At 61.3% G+C, this 18,259-nt stretch carries 13 protein-coding genes; 7 read left to right on the top strand and 6 right to left on the bottom strand.

The annotated features are described in order from the left end of the window. The first annotated feature begins 38 nt into the window (after positions 1 to 38). Positions 39 to 434, top strand: coding sequence for a globin (locus EWU68_RS02615; RefSeq protein WP_129314287.1), 396 nt, complete (start codon positions 39 to 41; stop codon positions 432 to 434). A 49-nt stretch (positions 435 to 483) separates the two neighbouring features. Here the strand turns inward: EWU68_RS02615 and EWU68_RS02610 are convergent, their stop codons facing one another. Then, a complete protein-coding gene (locus tag EWU68_RS02610) occupies positions 484 to 1,146 on the bottom strand; it encodes a DUF8185 domain-containing protein (protein WP_129314286.1) in 663 nt (220 codons plus the stop codon). Between the two features lie 120 nt (positions 1,147 to 1,266). On the opposite strand from EWU68_RS02610, the gene EWU68_RS02605 reads away from it, so the two are divergent. After that, the gene (locus EWU68_RS02605) at positions 1,267 to 2,187 is read left to right on the top strand and encodes an acyl-CoA thioesterase (protein ID WP_338049670.1); all 921 of its coding nucleotides are present in this window, start codon (positions 1,267 to 1,269) and stop codon (positions 2,185 to 2,187) included. Positions 2,188 to 2,278: 91 nt separating this feature from the next. Here EWU68_RS02605 and ettA read toward each other — a convergent pair whose 3' ends face one another. The 3 genes from ettA to EWU68_RS02590 form a co-directional block, all read right to left on the bottom strand. Beyond that, positions 2,279 to 3,961: an energy-dependent translational throttle protein EttA gene (gene ettA / locus EWU68_RS02600; protein ID WP_129314285.1), complete on the bottom strand. Its 1,683-nt coding sequence runs from the start codon at positions 3,959 to 3,961 to the stop codon at positions 2,279 to 2,281. 23 nt (positions 3,962 to 3,984) lie between these two features. After that, positions 3,985 to 4,398, bottom strand: coding sequence for a DUF6993 domain-containing protein (locus EWU68_RS02595; protein ID WP_129314284.1), 414 nt, complete (start codon positions 4,396 to 4,398; stop codon positions 3,985 to 3,987). Positions 4,399 to 4,577: 179 nt separating this feature from the next. Next, positions 4,578 to 5,189, bottom strand: a complete 612-nt coding sequence (locus EWU68_RS02590; RefSeq protein ID WP_129314283.1) for a single-stranded DNA-binding protein — start codon at positions 5,187 to 5,189, stop codon at positions 4,578 to 4,580. 337 nt (positions 5,190 to 5,526) lie between these two features. Here EWU68_RS02590 and ctlX point away from each other — a divergent pair, with 337 nt between their 5' ends. Then, the gene (gene ctlX / locus EWU68_RS02585) at positions 5,527 to 6,540 is read left to right on the top strand and encodes a citrulline utilization hydrolase CtlX (protein WP_156265284.1); all 1,014 of its coding nucleotides are present in this window, start codon (positions 5,527 to 5,529) and stop codon (positions 6,538 to 6,540) included. 281 nt (positions 6,541 to 6,821) lie between these two features. Continuing rightward, complete coding sequence (locus tag EWU68_RS02580) at positions 6,822 to 7,781, top strand: YdcF family protein (protein ID WP_238692266.1); 960 nt, start codon at positions 6,822 to 6,824, stop codon at positions 7,779 to 7,781. 379 nt (positions 7,782 to 8,160) lie between these two features. Here the strand turns inward: EWU68_RS02580 and EWU68_RS02575 are convergent, their stop codons facing one another. Continuing rightward, complete coding sequence (locus EWU68_RS02575; RefSeq protein ID WP_156265283.1) at positions 8,161 to 8,985, bottom strand: nucleotidyltransferase domain-containing protein; 825 nt, start codon at positions 8,983 to 8,985, stop codon at positions 8,161 to 8,163. A 952-nt stretch (positions 8,986 to 9,937) separates the two neighbouring features. On the opposite strand from EWU68_RS02575, the gene EWU68_RS02570 reads away from it, so the two are divergent. The 3 genes from EWU68_RS02570 to EWU68_RS02560 all read left to right on the top strand — a co-directional run bounded on the left by EWU68_RS02570 (position 9,938) and on the right by EWU68_RS02560 (position 15,523). Continuing rightward, the gene (locus EWU68_RS02570; protein ID WP_129314280.1) at positions 9,938 to 11,314 is read left to right on the top strand and encodes an NAD-dependent succinate-semialdehyde dehydrogenase; all 1,377 of its coding nucleotides are present in this window, start codon (positions 9,938 to 9,940) and stop codon (positions 11,312 to 11,314) included. A gap of 750 nt (positions 11,315 to 12,064) precedes the next feature. Continuing rightward, positions 12,065 to 14,260, top strand: coding sequence for a catalase (locus EWU68_RS02565; RefSeq protein WP_238692265.1), 2,196 nt, complete (start codon positions 12,065 to 12,067; stop codon positions 14,258 to 14,260). A gap of 114 nt (positions 14,261 to 14,374) precedes the next feature. Continuing rightward, the gene (locus tag EWU68_RS02560) at positions 14,375 to 15,523 is read left to right on the top strand and encodes a glutathione-independent formaldehyde dehydrogenase (protein ID WP_129314278.1); all 1,149 of its coding nucleotides are present in this window, start codon (positions 14,375 to 14,377) and stop codon (positions 15,521 to 15,523) included. 37 nt (positions 15,524 to 15,560) lie between these two features. Here EWU68_RS02560 and EWU68_RS02555 read toward each other — a convergent pair whose 3' ends face one another. Next, positions 15,561 to 17,936, bottom strand: a complete 2,376-nt coding sequence (locus EWU68_RS02555; protein ID WP_202976676.1) for a phosphoketolase family protein — start codon at positions 17,934 to 17,936, stop codon at positions 15,561 to 15,563. Positions 17,937 to 18,259: the final 323 nt, after the last annotated feature.

Below are 18,259 nucleotides of genomic sequence, written 5' to 3'. Positions count from 1 at the left end.
TCTGTGGGATGCCGGATTCGGAGTAGAGTGGGAAACCTATGACGAATCCGGCATCATCGGCTTCCAGCCTGTACGACCAGATGGGTGGCCACGAGGCATTCCACCAGCTCACCACGGAGTTCTACGACCGTGTGGCTGCGGATCCTGATTTTCGCGCGCTGTACCCGGAGGATGATCTGGAACCGGCTCGGGAACGACTCGAAATGTTTCTGGAGCAGTACTTCGGCGGGCCGAGCACCTATGGTCACCGCAGAGGACACCCCCGGCTCAGGATGCGCCACGCACCCTTCGCCATCGATTCTTGGGCGCGGGAGACGTGGCTGAAATACATGAGGGAATCCATGGATACCCTCCACCTGCCGCCGCTCCTCGATGGAATGATGTGGGACTATTTCGAGCGGGCTGCCCGAGCCATGACCAACACTCCGGGCTGATCAGCCGGACACGCTCCCCAAGGCTCCTCGCCCGGATTCCGCAACGGAGTCAGAGGGTGTTTCCCGGACGGGACAGAATGTGACCGGTCGGCCCGCTCAGCCTGTGCCACGGCCCGGACTGGTAGACGTCGAAGTCTTGGCCGGAGTCGTTGAACCCGAGCACCGTGGCGCCGAAGGCCGCGCCAGTGACCATGTCGAACGACGTCGTACTCCCCCAGATCCGTGCCCTCACCGTACTGACCACGGCCCCACCGGGGTTGGCCGGGAGCGCTTGTTCGACGGCGCTCATGCCTTCGCGCGCCGCGGCGTCGACGTCCCCAGAACTCATGGTTCCCACGTGGCTCCATCCGGAGGCCGGAGGAATGATCCCGGACCAGGCTGCGTGAACCGTGACCGGCGGAATGTCGAGAGCGCCGTCGGTCTTCTCGATCCTGGCCAGTCGGTCCAGGAGCGCCGCGGACTCGACGGTCACGTCGGCCTCGGATGCAACGTCCAAGTGGATCGCTCGCATGCCCAGGACGGTGGGGATCTGTTCAAGGAGCGTTTCGGCGCTCATGACCGGGACCCACACCCCCAACACGTTGCCGCGTGCTTGCAGCCGGACGGCCGCGCCGGAGTCGATCGACCTGACGCGGGATATCAGGGTTGCGAGATCCTTGGCCTGCCCGAGGTCGGCAAACTGGAGGGCGGTCGGAGATGGAGAAACGGTCATGAGTCCACGATCGATAGGGGGCGTTTGTTCCATTATGTCCTCGTCCCCTGCCCGCGCCGGATTCCGAGACGCCGCTTTGCACCTTGTGACACGTCGTTGATCGAGCTCTAAGATCGTGGAGTGAGCACTTTCCAGGATTCCCAGTTTCCGTCCGAGAACGATGATCCCACCGATTCCTTGGTCAGGATGCTCGACCTCGAGCCGAGCACTCCGTTGCGAACCACGGAGGACATCTTCGTGGGACACACGCTGGCTCCGGAAACCCCGCGCGTCTTCGGCGGCCAAGTCTTCGCGCAGTCCGCCATGGCGGCCAGTCGCACCGTCGACGACGACCGGCCGATCCACTCGATGCACGGCTATTTCCTTCGTCCGGGGGACGTCACCCAGCCGATCGTCCTCGGCGTCGAGAGAATGCGCGACGGTCGGTCTTTCTCGGCACGACGGATCCACGCGTATCAGGAGGGTCAGGTCATCCTCTCCTCGATTGCTTCATTCCAGACTCCCGCCGAAGGGCTCGAGCATCACGAACCGATGCCCGACGACGTTCCCGACCCGGATACTCTCCCGAGTCCCGAGCAGCTCTGGGGTCACGTCGACCATCCGCTGGCGCAGCGAGTCGTTCACGGCAGGCCGTTCGAGATCCGATACGTCACGGAACCCATTTACCTCAAACCCTCGGAGTCCCGGGAGCCGGTCAATGCGGTGTGGTTCAGAACCCATCGGAAGCTCCCCGATGATCCCGTGGTGCACCGAGCGGCCATCGCTTACGCCTCCGATTACACCCCGATGGACCCGATTCTCCGGCGGCACGGCATGGCCTGGATCGATCCCCACCTGACGATGGCTTCTTTGGACCACGCCATCTGGTGGCATCGGGACGCGCGCGCCGACGATTGGCTCCTTTACACCCAGGCATCCCCCAATGCGTCGAGCTCTCGGGGACTGGCCTGTGGAAGGATCTTCGACCGGCACGGGGCCCTGGTCGCCACGACCACACAGGAGGCAATGGTCCGAGTTCGGCCCGGCGCGGACCGCACCTGACTCGGGCCGGATCGCGCGTCCCCCGATCAGCACACACGACGACGGCCGCTCTCCTCTCGGGTGAGCGGCCGTCGTCGTGGTGTCCTGCGGGTCAGTCGCGGGTCAACCGGCGGTGGGTGAGACGATGCGGGCGGGCCGCTTCGGGGCCCATCCGCTCGACCTTGTTCTCTTCGTATGCTTCGAAGTTCCCCTCGAACCAGTACCACTTGTCGGGCTCTTCCTCGGTGCCTTCCCAAGCGAGAATGTGGGTCGCGACGCGGTCCAGGAACCAGCGGTCGTGCGAGACCACCACGGCACAACCCGGGAAGTCGAGCAGCGCGTTCTCGAGCGACGCAAGGGTTTCGACGTCGAGGTCGTTGGTCGGTTCGTCCAGGAGCAGCAGGTTGCCGCCCTGCTTGAGGGTCAGAGCCAGGTTCAGACGGTTGCGTTCACCACCGGAGAGCACTCCGGCCTTCTTCTGCTGATCCGGTCCCTTGAAACCGAAGGCCGACACGTAGGCTCGTGAGGGCATTTCGACCTGACCGACCTGGATGAAGTCGAGTCCGTCGGAAACGACCTCCCAGAGCGACTTCTCGGAATCGATGTTGGCGCGGTTCTGGTCCACGTAGGAGATCTTGACGGATTCACCGATCTTGAGGTCCCCGCCGTCCAGCGGTTCCATGCCCACGATGGTCTTGAACAGTGTCGACTTGCCGACGCCGTTCGGCCCGATCACGCCCACGATGCCGTTGCGAGGCAAGGAGAAGGACAGGTCCTTGATCAGGCTTCTGTCGCCGAAACCCTTCTGGAGGTTGTCCGCCTCGATCACGAGATTGCCCAGTCGGGGTCCCGGCGGGATCTGGATTTCCTCGAAGTCCAGCTTCCTGGTCTTCTCCGCCTCGGCGGCCATTTCCTCGTACCGGGCCAAACGAGCCTTCGACTTGGTCTGACGGCCCTTGGAGTTGGAACGGACCCAGTCCAGTTCGTCTGCCAGTCGTTTGGCGAGCTTGGCGTCTTTCCTGCCCTGGACCTCCATGCGCTTGCGCTTGGTCTCCAAGTAGGTCGAGTAGTTGCCTTCGTACCCGTAGAGGCGGCCCCGCTCGACCTCGCAGATCCATTCGGCGACGTGGTCGAGGAAATAGCGGTCGTGGGTCACTGCCAGAACGGCACCCTCGTAGTTGGAAAGGTGCTGTTCGAGCCAGAGGACCGACTCGGCGTCGAGGTGGTTGGTCGGCTCGTCGAGGAGCAGGAGATCGGGCTTCTGCAGCAACAGCTTGCAGAGGGCAACTCGGCGACGCTCACCACCGGAGAGGGTAGCGATTTCCGCGTCACCGGGCGGGCAGCGGAGGGCGTCCATGGCCTGTTCCAGCTGGCTGTCCAGGTCCCAGGCATTGGCCGCATCGATGTCGCCCTGCAACTTGCCCATTTCTTCCATGAGCGCGTCGAAGTCGGCATCCGGGTTCGCCATCTCTTCGGAGATCTGGTTGTAGCGGTCCAGCTTCTCCTTGATCTCGCCGACGCCTTCCTCGACGTTGCCGAGCACCGTCTTCTCCTCGTTCAGGGGCGGCTCCTGCAACAGGATGCCCACTGAATAGCCGGGGCTCAGGCGCGCTTCGCCGTTGGACGGCTCGTCAAGGCCGGCCATGATCTTGAGGATGGTGGACTTACCGGCACCGTTCGGGCCGACGACGCCGATCTTGGCGCCTGGGTAGAACGACATGGTGACGTCGTCCAGGATGACCTTGTCGCCCACCTTCTTGCGGGCTTTAGACATCGTGTAAATAAATTCAGCCATATGGCCAAGGCTACTATCTTTGCTTATTCCGTGTAGACGTGTCCGACCATGCAACGCCCCGAACCAAGAGTGGGAACTGTCACGACGGTCACCGTCCGATTCGGCCGCACGTCGACCATGTGACAGTTCTGGTGGTCCCTGATGGCGGCATCGACGTTATCGACGTCCAGACCCGTCGGTGTGATGTTCTGCCCCGTCTCGATGCCCGTTGCGTCCCAACCCATGCCGATCAGGGCCTCGCGTACACGGGATTCCGTGACGTCTCCTTCCGCGACGGCCGCGGAGACGGCGCTCTCGATGGCTGATGTGTCCTGATGCCCAGCTTCCTGCCTCGCGATGTGGGCTGAGGCATCCGCGTTGCTGTTGGCAGGCTCGGAGACCGGCCCGTGGCACCCGGCGAGGAAACTCATCGCCCCCACAGAGACGGAAATCCTCATCACCGCACGTTGCCACCGGCCACGAACCCCACCCACGAATCCCCCTCGGGTCACTGTCTGCAGAATCTCCGGCCCGCGGCGCGCTCAAGGGCCTGTGGGCGGCAATTATATCTTCGCCGACCGCTCTGGATCGGGCCCACTCCCTTCGACCGAGCCACGGTTGGTGGAACGGTCTGGATTCATTGGTCCGAGGAGGCCGATTCCTCGCTGCCTCCCACGCCGGCGCCTTCGCACGCCAAACCCGAGACATCGGATTCGCCCGTCAGACCAATGTCGTCCAGAGATTCCTGGCCCTCCGCCAGCGGGTCACCGGACGGGGCGATCCTCGGGTTGTCGTTGGTGGACAGGCCGTGCCTCTCGGCCGCCGCCTCCCACGAGTTCTCGGGGTCTGCACTCGCCGGAGACTTGATCTCCGTCCGTGTGCCACGCTTCCCCGAACTCCGGGCATACGTGGCCGTGCCGAAGGCCAGATCGGGTCCGACAGATTGGGCCTCGATATCTACGCTCGTGCGTTTTTCCTGCTGGGCCGTGGTCCAATACCTGACCTTGAGCTTCCCGCGGACAAGGACAGGGTGCCCGACCTTGACGCTGGCCGCGACGTTGGTCGCCAGAGTCCGGAACGAGTTCACGGTGAACCAGTTGGTATGCCCTTCGGCCCAATCGCCCGTCCGGCCGTCGAACCACCGCGCCGTAGACGCCACCCGGAACGAGCAGACCGGTGTGCCATCAGGCAGTGTTCTCAGGTCCGGGATGGTCGCGACAAAGCCGCGTATTGTCAGGTGATCTGTCATTGCTTGTCCTCCGATCCTCGGCGTCGGCGTCGCGTCGACCGCGATCGCTCATGTCACCAACAGAGTGCCCCAGCCGGTCCCCTGGGCTCAGGGGCGAGAGGTGATAACCCGGCCTGCTGTGGATGCACGCCTCGACCGATCCGCGAAATCAGGCCTTGTGGATGAGTCGTGTACGTCATGCCCTGCGCAGCCGACTCGACACTTTGGCAATTGGCCGGTGCCACTTCGCGCATTGAGTGAGCAATATGTGATCATCTTGCCCATTTCGGACAGATTGTGCTGTTTTGTAGCGTTTTCACCAGGCAAGCGATCCATCATTCGGCGCACAGGAGATCCATTGGCCCCCACCATCACTCGCGGAGCAACCCGAGACACCCACGCCCACGGCCCGGAGCCCACGAAGGTCTGCGCACAGCGCAACGGCGACCTCGAGTCGAAGCAGAGCCCTTCACGCGTCATCCTGGTACGCCCTCATCAGTTCACGCCAAATCCGCTCACGGAGACGGACAACAGATTCCAGAGCACACCCTCCGGCGATCCGGATCAGGTCGCCCAGGCCGCTTTCGACGAGGTCACGAATCTGGAGCGCACTCTGCATCGGCTGGGACTCGGCGTGACGGTCTTCGAGGACGCAACCGTGGAGACTCCCGACAGCGTGTTCCCCAACAACTGGTTCAGCACGCACGACGACGGAACCGTGGTCATCTACCCCATGCACGCACCCAACCGTCGGGCGGAGCGCAGGGAAGACATCGTGTCCCACCTCAACCGGTCGGGAGTGGTCACGCGAATCATCGATTACAGCTCCGCCGAAACGGACTGCATGTACCTCGAGGGCACGGGTGCCATGGTTCTGGACCACGTTCACCGGATTGCCTATGTATGCCGGTCCCACCGGGCATCACTGCCCGTTCTCGGCAAGTTCTGCGACGACCTCGGTTTTCGAGCCCTGGTCTTCGACGCCGTGGATGCATTCGGTTCTCCCGTGTACCACACCAACGTGCTGATGTCGGTCGGCACGAACGTCGCGGTCATCGGCGCGGAGATGATCAGAGATGAGCAGCAGAGGGCCGAAGTCCTCGAAACGCTGCGGTCTACGGGCAGAGAAATCATCGACCTCCAGGAATCCCAGATCCATGAATTCGCGGGCAATTGTCTCGAAGTTGTGGGAGCGGACGGCCCGACGATGATCATGTCCATGACCGCAGAGAAGGCCCTCACGCCCGATCAGCTGAATCGCATGTCCCGGTACGTCACCATCGAATCGGTAGATGTATCCACGATCGAATCGGCGGGAGGCTCGGTTCGTTGCATGATCGCCGGCAACCATCTCGCGCCGCGGTCGTTGTGATCACAGGAATCGTTGTCCCGGTGCCTGATTTCGGGAACTGACCCGTGCGACCCCCTGTCATTGATGAATTCCCGTTGGGCGGACATCCGGCGAGGAAATTGCAGGGGAAAATTCAATATCACCTGACGATGCCATCCACAGAAAAACGGGATTAACGGCAGGTCTCGGAGCAGAATCCCGGATTGTGCCAGGATAGGTGGATGCTTATTGCCCGAGCGCTCCTTGTACTGGCCTGCTTCTTTTTTGCTCTGTACGCGTGGGGACGGCGCCGGGACCCCCGCATGGTCCGTAACGGCGTGTTCCTGACGATGGCTCTGGGCACATGCGTCCTCCTCGGACTGACCCTTCTGGCGTCCACCGGACCGGCGGGCGAAACCTTGGTCGCTTTCATCCTTTTGCTGATTCCGCTGACCGTAGTGGCTCTTTCCATTGCCCTCATTGCCAATGGGCTGGTCATGCTGCGGAGGGAGGGCCGAAGCTTGGGCAACCTACTGTCGCTCATGATGGGCGTCCTGGTCCCCGGGCTGCCCCTCGGATTGCTCAGAATCGCTGGGTATCACACCATTCCTTACCCGTGGAACGTGTGCATCAGGGCTTTGAGTCTGCTCGTTGTCCTGGTGGTTGTTTATTTGAGCGTCGCGTTCGTGTCTTTTGCCGTGTATTCAGTGGTTTACGGCCGTACGCCGCGCGTCCAATGCCCGTCGGCGATCGTCATTCTGGGGTCGGGACTGATCAACGGCAAGGTTCCACCGCTATTGCGCAGTCGGCTGGATCGCGCCCTCGATATCTATCGCAACAGTGACTGCGCCGATGATCGCCCCCTGCTGGTTCCGTCCGGAGGCCAAGGCGCGGACGAAGACCGGGCCGAAGGTCAGGCAATGGCAGAGTATTTGGTCGAGCACGACGCCGACCCACGGGATGTGCAGCCGGAGACGAAGTCCGCCAACACTTGGGAGAACATCAATTTTTCCGCAGAAATAATATCGCAGCACAACAGGTCGGATCAGTGTTTTGTCGTTACCAATAATTATCACGTGCTGCGCGCCGCTAGTTTGACGCGGAAAGCTGGAGTAAAGGCAATTGTTGTCGGTTCGGCTACGGCCAAATATTTTGTTCCCAGCGCATTTATTCGCGAATTCGTTGCGATTATCAGCCAGCACCGGTGGCTCAACGCTCTGGCCTGCAGTCCCTTCATCGCACTGACCGCGTTTGCCTTATGGGAGTCTTTGCAACAACGGTAACCAACAGCGTTGGCAACTCTTCGAAGGACCTCAGGAGTTTTGTGATACCGCACCGTCTGCCCGCCACCAACATTCCCCACGCCGGCCGAGAGGCCCAGGAATCAATCCTTGCGGACGCAGACACCCTGGTTTCGATCGAATCCTCTTGCCGACCGCAACCTTCCCGTTCAACGCGGACGAGGAGATCGGGCCTCCCAGTAGCCGCCCTGCGATTGGGCAGACCGCCCTCGGATACGATGCAAGCCTCGTCGTCGAAGGCTGCGTCGACGGGGCCCTCAAAACACGTCGCGAAGGAATTGGAATTTTCACTCGGACCCGGCCTTTCACCACGTTCATTCATCCAGTCATCGGCAGGAACAGGCGGACCTGGCGACCGTGGTTACGCGTCGACGAGAGCTTGGGTGTCTCGGATGAGGTCTTCGAGAAGGCCGCACGCCGAGGGAAGGTCATCTCCCGCTTCCCGAAAAACCTGGCCAATCCGCGCTCCATAGTTGACGGGACGGATTCGGAACCCATCGATCATCCGAACCGCCTTCTTCTCGTTGATGCAGTACTGCTCATTCAGAGCGAAGAGGACCTGGTTGAGGCAGGATACTGACCGCGTGAGATGTGCCTGCACGTAGTAGGGATCATCCTTGGTCGCATTGGCGGCGGCGAACCTCGCCGAGAATCTGGCCTCGAACATGGAGAAGCCGGCCAAGGCCGATTTGAGCGCGGAAGGGTAGATCTCGGCAACGTGTTTCAACTGCGACACCTCGCCCGTTCCGTCCCAGAGAAGACGGCTGACAGCCAGCTCCCCGACGTACATCACGTTCAGATACGCGTGCGGATGCCCGGTCTGGTAATGGGCGGTCACGCGTCCGGTCTGGCAATTGTCGATTTCTGCGGCGACCCGTGCCGTTTCACGCAGGATGAGATCGACATGATGCCCGTCGACGACGAGCCATCCTCCCCCGTTGACCCAATCGCCCCACTCTCCCGGAACGGCGACCAACTCATCTCGATGGCCATCGTCGATGTCATGCGCAACCGTCTTCAGTTTCGGGATATCGAGTGCGGCGGGATCGTAATAGATTCCGACGTCGATATCGGAATCAAAGGAATGCGTTCCGCGCGCCCTGGAACCGCCAAGAACAATCGCTTGAATGCCCGGTACGTTCCGGAGCGCCTCGGAGATTTTGTCGAGTATCGAATCGATGTCCAAGATGGCCGAGTTCCTTCTCGTCGCGGGACACTACAGAAGACTTTCAGTCCTTCCCCAAGACCGTGGGGTGTTGCTGGACGTTGATCGACGATCCACTCCGTGTTGGCGTTGTGTTCGGTAGGGGCAATCGCCCTGACGAGAACTATGGAATCCCCCCCCAGCCTGAGCAGATGTCTCGGTCAGACCGTGGGCGGAGCGGAGGTCGTTTTGTCTGCGTTGTCCATGGTGGGTTGTGAGGGGTCAGCAGAAGGGGGTGCGGCCGGTGGCTGGTGCGCGGGGAATGGCTCATCCGGGGGAATCGGTGGTTGTTGTTGCAGGAGCCGATCCACCTTCTGATGAAGTGCTTCCAGCTCCTGCCGAATTTCCGCCAGTGCTTTGTCAAGTTCCGGGTCCATGACGGCTCCTTTCGAGGTGGTGAACCGTGATATCCATCCAACACCTCATGCTGGCCCTTTGGCCACCAGTAGCACTCACCGACCCATTGATCAGGTTTGAGTAATGCCGACAGGTGATCTGGCCTGCATTATTCGATCTGTATTCTTGACGTGCCCGCTGTGCCATATCGAATAACGGCATGTCTCCAGCACAAGCCGCGAGAGATGGTCGCTCAGGGGCGGACACCTCGATTGATTGCTTCGATCCCGCCCTTCGCGCCGATGAAATGTTGCTGAATGGACGAAGCGAGGCCATCCTGGCCCAATAATTCCGGCCGGTACCCTCCTTCCGGTTGGAACCCGCCCGACCGCCCAGGCCAGCGGAACTTTTGCCCCCGTTGTCAGCCCCGGTGAGGGCGCGCCCCGTCAGATAGTAGTGCTCATACCTCTTGATGTCCGAAACTTCCCTAGTCAGTATGTACACCCTCAATATGCACTTATTTTAAAAATCAGTTCGGTGCACACAATGGACCGAAATTGGTTGACCGACGTCGTCGCACATTGCTTACGCTGACGACATGGCTACATATACGACCACCAATCCCACCACAGGAACCACAGAACGCGAATTTCCAGGACTCGACGCAGAAGGTGTCGAGCGAGTACTTGACCAATCCGCCACCGCATTTCCCGGCTGGAAAGACACCCCAGCGGAACAACGCGCATCGATCCTCTCGAAAGCCGCCGATATTTATGATTCCCGCAAGGACGAGTTGGGACGACTGATCGCTTCAGAAATGGGAAAGCCGTTGCAGGAGGCCGTCGACGAAGCCGAGTTGGCGGGCGCGATTTTCCGCTGGTATTCCGAGCACGGTCCGGATCTCCTGGAACGGGAAGAACTCGATCCGCAAGGTGCAGCAGAATCGGTCGTCCAGACGCGACCTATCGGATCGCTGGTAGGCGTGATGCCGTGGAACTACCCGTATTATCAGGCCGCCAGGTTTGCGGCGCCTAACCTCATGGCCGGTAACACCATTATTTTGAAGCATGCTGAGATCTGCGCTTGGTCGTCGGAGGTGATGGCTGAGATACTCCACACCGCCGGAGTCCCGGAGGAGGCGTACATCAATGTCTTCGCTTCGAAGGAACAGATCGCTGACATGATCGCCGACCCACGGGTCCGCGGTATTTCGCTGACGGGCAGTGAACGAGCTGGTTCGTCCGTGGCGGAGACCGCTGGCCGAAACCTCAAGAAGGTGGTGCTCGAGCTCGGTGGTTCGGACCCTCTGATCGTCCTGGACGACGCCGACATCGACCAGGTGGCCCGGACCGTGGCGAAGGCACGACTGTCCAATACCGGGCAGGCGTGCAATTCGCCAAAACGGATCATTGTGCCCAACAGGCACGTGGATTCCTTCGTCTCCACCATCTCCGCTGCTTTCAGCCAGGCTAGCGTCGGAGACCCGACCGATCCAGAGGTCCAGGTCGGCCCGTTGTCCTCGGTCACGGCCCGAGACAACGTGGTCGCCCAGGTCCAGGACGCGGTCGAGCAGGGCGCGACCTTGCACACCGGTGGTCGGTCATCTGACGGGCCGGGCGCATTCATGGAACCTGCGGTACTGACCGGGGTCACCCCGAAGATGGACGCATACTCTGAAGAGATCTTCGGACCTGTGGCCGTGGTTTATGGTGTCGATTCCGTCGACGAAGCAGTGGAATTGGCCAACGACGTGGGCTTCGGACTCAGTGGTTCTGTGTGGAGCCCAGACCTCGACCGAGCCCAGCAGGTGGCTGACCGGCTGGATGTCGGGATGGCCTACATCAACGAGCACGGCACCACATTGCCGGGATTGCCGTTCGGAGGCGTGAAACGCTCAGGGTTCGGCCGTGAACTCGGACGGTGGGGTATGGGCGAATTCGTCAACACCCGACTGCGCCGCACCGCAAAGGACTGAGACCAGGACCGTCCCAGAGGTTGCTTTCCGTCTCGCGGACGGTCGTCCGACACCCCACACCGGAGCTATGTCCCTGACGGCCCACGAGCTCGATGCCGCAGAAGGCGTCGAATTGCCTCCTATCCATTTCTTGCTTGGACCGGCGAGAAACAAGGGCCCCAGCTTGGAGGGTTGAAAAAGGTCGGTTGAAGGAGTTGAGTCTTGAGTGAAGCGCACAGTCGTAAGAACGAAAACCTCACTCCCACAGCGGAAAGGTCTGATTATGACTGACGAGAACAATCCGGGACAGCTCGGAAACCGCCGCGACATCTGAGGGCAAGCCCGCAAGGGCGGCCGGCACAGCGGTAACGACTCCGACCGAACGTAGCTGTCCGAGACACCGCATCGGGCGGGATCACCGGAAAGAACTCCGTCCACGATTCCTCGCCATTCAACACCTTGCCTCGCTCATGACCGAGACGCATACCGGCATCCCTATAGGGCATTGCCAAAGGGTTCCGCGACGCATCACTGACGAAAACCCGGCTCCTGCGGATCGGTCGCTGTCCGCGCCCAACCCGACGATGCGGAAGCGAATCGCGCAACCTTACCGATGTTCGGCCCTCGTGGCTCTCGGCTTTCCTCATCCGCACACTGTCGGGGAAAACGCTCACACACCATCTAAGAACGGGCAATATCATGGCACACACACAGAAAAATCCTTCGGAAGCAAACGAATCCAAGACAGTGTCAGAGGCTCAGAGGCAGAATTTGCCATCTGATACGACTCCGCCTCCGGGCCGTCCCGCCGCCGGAGAACCCTCCGTCGAGGAACCGACTGCTCCCCATCCTCCCTGGGGAGCAAGCGAGGACCAGCAGAATGTCTCACCACGTACCCCGACCGGAGATGTGGCGAACGAAGATCCTGACCCGATCGCTCAGCACGGTTCGTTCCTGACAACCTCCGCCGGCTCCCGGTTGCAGGAAACCGATCATACGCTCAAGGCCGGCGAACGCGGCCCATCGCTGCTCCAGGACCACCACTTCAGGGAAAAGATCACTCATTTCGATCACGAACGTGTACCGGAACGTGTAGTGCACGCCCGTGGAGCCGGGGCCCACGGGTACTTCGAAGCGTATGGCAACGCGGCGTCAGTGACTCGAGCGAAATTCTTGGCTCCAGGCCGGACGACGCCGGTATTCGTGAGATTCTCAACGGTTCTGGGATCACGAGGATCCGCAGACTCGGTGCGAGACACCCGCGGCTTCGCAACCAAGTTCTACACCGAAGAAGGCAACTTCGACCTGGTCGGAAACAATATTCCGGTCTTCTTCATCCAAGACGCCATCAAATTCCCGGACATCATCCACGCGGGCAAACCTCATCCTGACCGCGAGATCCCCCAGGCACAGAGCGCGCATGACACGTTCTGGGATTTTGTCTCCCTGCACACCGAAGCACAGCATCATACGATGTGGAACATGTCCGATCGCGGAATTCCCCGGTCATACAGGATGATGGAAGGTTTCGGCATCCATACTTTTCGTCTGCAGAACGAAGAGGGGCACACGTGCTTGGTGAAGTTCCATTGGAAGCCAAAGCTGGGCGTCCATTCCTTGACCTGGGAAGAGGCTCAGATCGTCGGAGGCACGGACCCGGATTTCCACCGCAGAGACCTCGCCGATGCCATCGAATCCGGGGCCTGTCCCGAATGGGAACTTGGGATCCAGGTCTTCGAAGACACCCCGGAACAGACGTACGAGGGAATCGACCTCCTGGACCCCACCAAAATTGTTCCCGAAGAAAAGGTCCCGGTTCAGCTCATCGGTCGAATGGTCCTGAACGCCAATCCACGCAACTATTTCGAAGAGACCGAGCAAGTTGCCTTTCACCCCGGGCATCTGCCGCCAGGCATTGATGTCACCGACGACCCCCTGCTCCAGGGGCGGCTGTTCTCGTACATCGACACCCAGCTGACTCGCCTCGGCGGACCGAATTTCAACCAGTTGCCGATCAACAGGCCGCACGCCCCGGTCAACGACATGTTCAGAGACGGCTACGGGCAGCAGGCCGGGCACACCGGCGTCGCACCCTACACACCGAATTCCCTGGATGGCAACAATCCATTGACCGCGAACGAATCCGATGCGGCCTTCACGGACCTGCCCGTCACGGTTGCCGAGTCAGTCAAGACCCGCGCGGCTCCTGCGAGCTTCGACGATCACTTCAGTCAGGTCAGACTGTTCTGGAACAGCCTGACCGACGTCGAAAAAGATCACGTGGTGGGTGCGTACTCATTCGAACTCGGGAAGTGCTACGAACCCGCCGTCCGTGAACGTCAGGTGGTGAACCTGGCCCGAGTCGATGAGTCGCTGGCCCAGCAAGTAGCTGAGAGTCTGGGTCTACCGGTGCCCGACGTCCGAGGGAGCGAACAGACCGGTGATGACCGTAGCCCTGCTCTCTCGCAGCTCGGGGGCACGTGGCCAGTTGACGGTCGCATCGTCGGAATCATCGTGGATCCCGCCAACCCTCCCGCGGGATTGGCGGAATTGCATGAGAGCATCGTTGGCTCTTCCATGGTCCCGAACATCATCTCCATTCACGGTGGCGAGGTCTCGGGAGTACCCGTCACCAAAACCCTTGCCACGGTTCGTTCCGTGGAACTGGACGCGCTGGTTCTGGCTGGTTCGCCATCCAGGCAATCGGCAGAGCCGTCGGGCCAGGACGCCAAGTCCGGGGCCCGAGCCGGCTCCGGCTTCGACCCCCGAGTTGACCTGTTGCTCGACGAGGCCTGGAGGCACGGCAAGGCGATCGGAGCCTGGGGCGGCGGAACGGATGCGATATACCGAGCTGGATACGCGAACGACGATCCGGGCATCTTCATCGATGACGGGCCGGAGCAGGTGCTGGCCGGCGTGACGGAAGCCTTGAGTCGGCATCGCGTCTGGGACCGATTCGATCTCTAGGAGGCCCAGGCAACGATGGCTCACAACGAGCCACTCGATGTCCGGCAGCCATCGCCCACAGGCTCCGGTGAGCGCATTCGAATCCCCGGGGCACGAAGAGACAAGGAGCTCGTTATGAAAGCCGTCATCTACCAAGGACCAAAAGACGTGGCCGTGAAGGACGTTCCCGATGCCACCGTTGAACGCCCAACGGACATCCTGGTGCGCATCACGACCACCAATATCTGCGGATCGGACTTGCACATGTACGAGGGCCGCACCTCGATGGAAACCGGACGCTCGCTGGGGCACGAAAACCTTGGGGAGGTCGTGGAGATCGGCTCCGGTGTGGACCGGGTGAAGGTAGGCGACCGCGTAGTGCTGCCATTCAATATTTCTTGCGGCTTCTGCGCCAACTGCGAGGCCGGCAACACCAGTTATTGCCTCACCAACCAACCGGCAGAAGGAAAAGGAGGAGCGGCCTACGGATTCGCTGAAATGGGCGATTACGCGGGCGGCCAGGCCGAACTCCTACGTGTACCCTATGGGGACTCCAACGCTCTGATCCTGGGTGAAGATGCGGAGGAAAAAGAAAATGACTACGTCATGCTCTCCGACATCTTTCCCACGGGCTTCCACGCCACCGAACTTGCCGGCCTGCACCCGGGCGAATCGGTCGTGATCTACGGAGCCGGATCGGTGGGGCTGATGGCGGCCCTCTCGGCGTCGTTGCGCGGAGCGGCCAAGATCATCGTCGTGGACCGTCAGCCGGATCGTCTCCGACTGGCCGAGGAAATCGGTGCCATCACCGTCGATGATTCACAGAATGATCCCGTGCAGTTTGTCCTCGACCAAACCGATGGCATGGGAGCGGACCGAGGATGTGAATGCGTGGGCTACCAGGCCCACGACCACGCTGGGCACGAGGACCCGGCAACGACCTTGAACCAGTTGATCGAATCGGTGAAGTTCACTGGAGGGATCGGGTCAGTGGGCATCTTTTTGCCCGCGGATCCCGGAGCCAAGGACGAAGACGCCGGCGCCGGCCGCCTGCACCTGGACTACGGATTGAGCTGGTTCAAAGGACAGTCGATCGCCAGCGGGCAGGCACCGGTCAAACGGTACAATCGACAATTGCGAGATCTGATCGCGGCTGACCGGGCCAAACCTTCGTGGATCGTCTCCCATGAGCTGTCATTGGACGATGCTGCCCGGGCTTATCGTCACTTCGACGACCGCGAGGACGGCTGGACCAAGGTGCTGCTCAAACCCGACCGCGGCTGACCGTGCTGATACTGGTCGATCTGGATCATTCCGTACGTCAGCAACCAGTAGCCCGGAACCGCCACCCCAGGATGAACTCCGGGTCCTCGCCGTGCTCGTACGCGTACGATCGCGCCTCATCCCGCGCCTGTTGCCAGTGTTCGGTCAGTCCCGGGTGGGCTTCGGTGCCCCCGGGGACTCGTTCCAATGCATCGATCGCGAGCCCGTATCGGTCAAGGTCGTTCAGGTGGACCATGTCGAACGGCGTGGTGGTCGTGCCCAATTCCTTGAACCCGTGCACATGGATTCTGGCATCGTTGGCCCGGCGATACGTCAATTGGTGAATCAGTGAAGGATACCCATGGAAGGCGAAGATCACCGGTCGGGTTGTGGTGAACAAGGCGTCGAAGGAAGCGTCGTCGATCCCATGGGGATGCAACGAACTGCTCTGCAGCCGGAACAGGTCAACCACATTGACCACCCGCACCGCGATCTCGGGGGCTTCCTCCCGCAGTAGTTGGGCCGCCGCGATCGTCTCGTAAGTCGGCACATCACCGGCGCAGGCCACAACGACATCGGGTTCACTACCAGGCTCCGTGGCGGGACCTCGAGGCTCGTTGCCCGCCCAGTCCCAAATACCGATACCGGCTTCTACATGGGCCTGGGCTTCTTCCCCCGCCAGCCACACCGGCTGCGGCTGCTTGCCCGAGACAACCACATTCACCAAATCGCTGGTGCCGAAAGCATGGTCCATGGTGGCCAGCAAGGTGTTGGCATCCGGGGGCAGGTAAACACGCACCACGTCGGCTTGTTTGTTCACGACCACGTTCAGGAACCCCGGGTCCTGATGACTGAAGCCGTTGTGGTCCTGCCGCCACACGTGCGATGAAAGCAGGTATGTCAGTGAGGCCAACGAACCACGCCACGGGACATGGGCTGCGCTCTCAAGCCACTTGGCATGCTGATTGAACATCGAGTCGACGATGTGAACAAATGCCTCGTACGACGTGAGGAGACCGTGCCGGCCCGTCAGCAAATAGCCTTCCAGCAGCCCCTGCATCATGTGCTCACTGAGCATCTCGATGACACGACCACGCCGCGCCAAGTGCTCGTCAGTGGGCACGATCTCGCCGGACCACGACCGCTCGGCCACGCGAAAGACCTCGTCGAGCCGGTTGGACAGCACCTCATCAGGACCGAAAAGACGGAAACTCTGCGGGTTCTCCTTCATCACCTCGGCAAGCCAGCCACCGAAAACTCGAGTGCTCTCGACCTCCCCCGCCCGGTCCTGCGGAACGTGATAGCCGGCAATCTCGGGCTTCACGAGGGCCGAGACCATTCCGCCATGGGCATGCGGGCTCGCGCTCATCCGCAGTTCCGGATTCGGTCGCAGCGACCTCAGCTGGGAAGAAATCTCTCCATCCGGGAACAACGACTCCGGCTCATACGAACTCAACCACTGCTCCAGCAGAGCCCGGTGATCGGGGTCCTCTCGTACCTCCGGGAGGGGAAGCTGATGGGAGTGAAAGGTCCCCTCCACCCGGGTCCTGTCCACCACACGAGGACCAGTCCACCCTTTGGGCGTGCGCAGTATGATCATCGGCCACCGCGGACGCGCCGGTCCCCGGCCTGCCCGGGCCTCGGACTGGATGCCAGCAATAGCATCGAAGGCGGTGTCCAGGGCCGTGGCCAGACGAGAGTGGATGGCGTCCGGGGCCTCACCGTCCTCGCCACCGGCGACGACGATCGGTTCGTACCCGTGACTACGTATCAACGTGACCAGCTCGTCCTGTCCGAGACGGGCCAGTACTGTCGGATTCGCAATCTTGTATCCGTTCAAGTGCAGAATCGGCAGCACAGCGCCATCGGTGCTCGGGTCGACGAACATATTGCCGAACCAGCTCGTCGCCAGCGGGCCGGTCTCAGCCTCGCCATCGCCGATGACACACGCGGCGATCAGGTCCGGGTTGTCCAACACCGCCCCATAGGCATGCATGAGGCTGTACCCGAGTTCACCGCCCTCGTTGATCGATCCGGGAGTCTCAGGTGCCGCGTGCGAGGGAATCCCGCCGGGATACGAGAACTGTCGGAAAAGCCGCGCCATTCCCGGTTCGTTCTCACCAACCTCAGGGAAGAGTTCGGAGTAGCTGCCGTCGAGCCAGGCGTTGGCAACCATCGCGGGACCGCCATGCCCGGGACCGCACACGAACAGCACCTCGGACTCACGTTGGCAAATCAACCGATTCAGATGCGCCCAGAGCAGATTGAGCCCAGGCGAGGTGCCCCAGTGGCCGAGAAGACGCGGTTTGATCTGCTCGGCGGCGATCCCACCCCGGGCCAATGGGTTGTCCCGCAGGTAGATTTGTCCCACCGTAAGATAGTTTGCGGCACGCCACCAGGCATCCACCGCTCGAAGCTCTGCTGACTCGGTCATCGGCCACCTCACCATCCGCATCGGAATGGTGCCGAGAATACGCCCCACTTCGCTTCCCGTCGATAGAAGGAACGTCCCCACGCACATGATGTGCGGTCTCTGCTGCCGACACTGGAAAGGCACTGGACTGCCCCTGGGTTGTCTTCGTGCCTGGCCCCATACCCAGCAAACTCTGCGACGACGACACCCGGATTGTTCAGAACCATCACTATGAAGTACCCACTCGACGGCGATCCTTGTTTGCCGAACCAGTGGCGAGCAACAGCTTCGCGTAGTCGATGACCTGGTGACCGGTCTCGACCACCCTCGCGGCACCGCGCGGG

This window comes from Rothia koreensis, assembly GCF_004136575.1.
In the GTDB taxonomy this organism is placed as follows: Bacteria; Actinomycetota; Actinomycetes; order Actinomycetales; family Micrococcaceae; genus Rothia; species Rothia koreensis.
Note: the sequence above shows the minus strand (reverse complement) of the source record. Positions and strands in the feature narration are given on the sequence as shown.

Coding starts and splice junctions, on each gene's coding strand:
- EWU68_RS02580 (WP_238692266.1), top strand. CDS start 6,822: ATGGTCCGTAACGGCGTGTTCCTGACGATGGCTCTGGGCACATGCGTC.
- EWU68_RS02590 (WP_129314283.1), bottom strand. CDS start 5,189: ATGACAGATCACCTGACAATACGCGGCTTTGTCGCGACCATCCCGGAC.
- EWU68_RS02615 (WP_129314287.1), top strand. CDS start 39: ATGACGAATCCGGCATCATCGGCTTCCAGCCTGTACGACCAGATGGGT.
- EWU68_RS02555 (WP_202976676.1), bottom strand. CDS start 17,936: ATGACCGAGTCAGCAGAGCTTCGAGCGGTGGATGCCTGGTGGCGTGCC.
- EWU68_RS02610 (WP_129314286.1), bottom strand. CDS start 1,146: ATGACCGTTTCTCCATCTCCGACCGCCCTCCAGTTTGCCGACCTCGGG.
- EWU68_RS02595 (WP_129314284.1), bottom strand. CDS start 4,398: ATGAGGATTTCCGTCTCTGTGGGGGCGATGAGTTTCCTCGCCGGGTGC.
- EWU68_RS02570 (WP_129314280.1), top strand. CDS start 9,938: ATGGCTACATATACGACCACCAATCCCACCACAGGAACCACAGAACGC.
- ettA (WP_129314285.1), bottom strand. CDS start 3,961: ATGGCTGAATTTATTTACACGATGTCTAAAGCCCGCAAGAAGGTGGGC.
- EWU68_RS02560 (WP_129314278.1), top strand. CDS start 14,375: ATGAAAGCCGTCATCTACCAAGGACCAAAAGACGTGGCCGTGAAGGAC.